Consider the following 3448-nt stretch of genomic DNA (forward strand, 5'->3'; position numbering starts at 1 on the left):
CGTCGCCGGCGCGCAGGCGCAGCGCGGTGGCGCGGCCGGCGTCGGCCAGCGCGCGCAGCCACGCGCTCCAGCCGTGCGTTTCGGCCTCGTCCGCGGTGACGAAGCCCAGGCCCATCAGCGCCTCGTGCATTTCGTCGGCGTCGCGCACCTCCGGCCAGGCTTCCGCGCGCACCGCTTCGATCGCCTGCGGATCGAGCCGGCCCAGGTCGTCGGCGCTGTCGGCCTCGCCGTAGCGCCGCGCCATCACCGCCTGGGTGCGGCGCTCTTCGATCGGCGCGTCGTCGAGGAAGGCGTAGGGCTTGGCGTTGAGCGCCTCGGCGGCGATCGGCGACGGGCCGGTGACGTCGCGGCCGAGCACGCGGATCTCGCCGGCTTCCAGCCGCCGCAGCATGCGCAGCCAGCCGTCGCTGTCCATCGCCTCGAACAGGCAATCGTGCAGGGTCTGCGCGACCAGCGGATGCTCCGGCACCTCGCGCTCGCCGGCCAGGTTCTCGGCGCAGGCGACCTGGTCGGGGAACACCGTCGCCAGCAGGTCTTCGCTCTTCATCCGCTGCAGCTGCGGCGCGACCTTCTTGCCGCCGACGAAACGCGGCAGCGCCAGCGCGGTGGTCGCGACCCAGCGCCAGCGCGCGCCGAACAGCGGCGCGTCGAGCAGCGCCTGCACCAGCACGTCCAGCGCCGAGGCCGAGTGCAGGTAACGCGCCACGTCCTCGAGCGGGAAGCTGTGGCTGGTCGACAGCGACAGCACGATCGCGTCCTCGGTGGCGGCGGCCTGCAGTTCGAAGTTGAACTTGCGGCAGAAGCGCTTGCGCAGCGCCAGCCCCCAGGCCTTGTTGATGCGGCTGCCGTAGGGCGAATGGATGACCAGCTGGGTGCCGCCGGATTCGTCGAAGAACCGTTCGAACACCAAGGTGTCTTGCGTCGGCACCAGCCCCAGCGCCTGGCGGGTGCGGCCGAGATAATCGGCCAGTTGCAGCGCGGCGGCGGAGTCGAGCGCGAACTCGTCGGCGAGCAGGCGCGCCGCGCCGGCGCTGTCGTCGGCACGCGCGAACGCGGCGTCGGCGGCCGCGCGCAGGCGCGAGACGCTGAGCGAGAGCTCGTCGCTGCGGCCCGGCGCTTCGCCGAGCCAGAACGGAATGTTCGGCGGCAGGCCCTGCGCGTCTTCCACCCTCACCCGGCCCGGCTCGACCCGCAGGATGCGGTAGCTGGCGTTGCCGAGCTGGAACACGTCGCCGCCGAGGCTCTCGACCGCGAAGTCCTCGTTGACGCTGCCGATCACCTGCGCTTCGGGTTCCAGCACCACCGCGTAGTCGCCGGTGTCGGGAATGGTGCCGCCGGACATCACCGCGGTCATGCGCGCGCCGCGCCGGGCGCGCAGGCGCTGGTGTACGGCATCGCGATGCAGATAGGCCGCGCGCGGTCCGCGCCGGGTGCTGAAGCCGTCGGCGAGCATGCGCACGATTTCGTCGAAGCGCTTGCGCTCCAGTTGCGCGTACGGCCAGGCGCGGCGCAGGCAGGCGAACAGTTCGTCCTCGCCGCAGTCGCGCATCGAGGCCTCGGCGACGATCTGCTGGGCCAGCACGTCCAGCGGCGCCGGCGGGATGCGCAGGGCGTCGAGTTCGCCGCGGCGCACGCTGTCGAGCAGCGCCGCGCATTCGACCAGATCCTCGCGCGAGGACGGGAACAGCCGGCCCTTGGGCACGCCGCCGACATGGTGGCCGGCGCGGCCGACGCGCTGCAGGAACGCGGCGATGGCGCGCGGCGAGCCGAGCTGGCAGACCAGGTCGACATCGCCGATGTCGATGCCCAGCTCCAGCGACGCGGTCGCCACCAGCACCCGCAATTGCCCGCGCTTGAGCCGCTGCTCGGCGTCCAGGCGCAGCTCGCGCGAGAGGCTGCCGTGATGCGCGGCGACGACGTCCTTGCCGAGCTTGTCGGCCAGGTGCTTGGCCGCGCGCTCGGCCATGCGCCGGGTGTTGACGAACACCAAGGTGGTGCGGTGCTGCTCGACCAGCGCGGCCAGGCGCGCGTACACCTCGTCCCATTGGTCGTGCGACATCACCGCGCCGAGCGGCGAACCGGGCAGTTCCAGGGCCAGGTCGCGGCGCTTGTCGTAGCCGATGTCGACGATGGCGCAATCGGGCGTGCCGTCGGCGGCGACCGCGTCGGCGCCGACCAGGAAGCGCGCCACTTCGGCGATGGGCTTTTGCGTCGCCGACAGGCCGATCCGCACCGGCGGCTGCGGACATAGCTCGCGCAGGCGCTCCAGGCTCAGGCTCAGGTGGCTGCCGCGCTTGTCGTCGGCCACCGCGTGGATTTCGTCGACGATCACCGAACGCACGCTCGACAGCATCGCCCGGCCCGATTCGGAGCCCAGCAGCACGTACAGCGATTCGGGCGTGGTCACCAGGATGTGCGGCGGGCGCTTGCGCATCGCGGTGCGCTCGCCGGCCGGGGTGTCGCCGGTGCGCACCGCGGTGCGGATGCCGGGGTCGGGCAATCCCATGCGCCGCAGTTGTTCGGCGATGCCGGCCAGCGGCGCGTCCAGGTTGAGGTGGATGTCGTTGGACAGCGCCTTCAGCGGCGAGACGTAGACCACCTGGGTCTCGTCGCGCAGTCCGTGTTCGAGCCCCTCGCGCACCAGCGTGTCGATCGCGGCCAGGAACGCGGTCAGGGTCTTGCCCGAACCGGTCGGCGCGGCGACCAGGGTGTTGCGGCCGGCGCGGATGTTCGGCCAGGCCAGTGCCTGGGCGCGGGTCGGCGCCGGGAACGCGGCGCGAAACCAGGCGGCGATGGCGGGATGGAAGGCGTCTAGCGCCATGGGCGGTGGCCTGCGGGCGACGGCGATGCGGGGATTCCCACGATATGGGGGCGATTGTGGCGCCGGCCAGCCTGGCCCCGGGCCGTCTCAGCCGGTGCGACTGAACGCTTCACACGGCGCGGTCTCACGCCGCGAATCCAACCTTGACCTTACCATCATGGGAAACCCCACCCTGTGCGGCATCGAGCCAAACGGGAGTCCCCCATGAACGCGACCGCCGTACCCAACCCTGCCCTGCAGCGCCTGCGTTTCGATATCGCCGGCATGACCTGCGGCTCCTGCGTGGGCCGCATCGAGAAGGCCTTGCGCGCCCTGCCCGGGGTCGCCGAGGCCACGGTCAACCTGGCCACCGAGAGCGCCGAGGTGGCGCACGAGCCGGCGCTCGGCCCGGCCGAGATCGTCGCCGCGGTGACCGCCGCCGGTTACAGCGTGCCGACCCGCCAGACCGCCCTGGAAATCAGCGGCATGACCTGCGGCTCGTGCGTGGGCCGGATCGAAAAGGCCCTGCGCGCGGTGCCGGGGGTGGTCGCGGCCACGGTCAACCTGGCCACCGAGCGCGCCCAGGTCGAGGCGCTGGGCGCGGTCGAGCCGGCTGCGCTGATCGCCGCGGTCGCCCGCGCCGGCTAC

The 3448-nt window shown here is 72.6% G+C and carries 2 protein-coding genes; one reads left to right on the forward strand and one right to left on the reverse strand.

What is annotated here, in order from left to right:
- Positions 1-2821, reverse strand: a 2821-nt coding sequence (locus A7A76_RS21165; protein WP_206413161.1) for a DEAD/DEAH box helicase, incomplete at its 3' end; no start/stop codon positions are given.
- 204 nt (positions 2822-3025) lie between these two features.
- On the opposite strand from A7A76_RS21165, the gene A7A76_RS21170 reads away from it, so the two are divergent.
- The coding region (locus A7A76_RS21170; protein ID WP_206413162.1) for a heavy-metal-associated domain-containing protein at positions 3026-3448 on the forward strand (423 nt) is incomplete at its 3' end.

This window comes from Lysobacter enzymogenes, assembly GCF_017168095.1.
Taxonomy (GTDB): domain Bacteria; phylum Pseudomonadota; class Gammaproteobacteria; order Xanthomonadales; family Xanthomonadaceae; genus Lysobacter; species Lysobacter enzymogenes_D.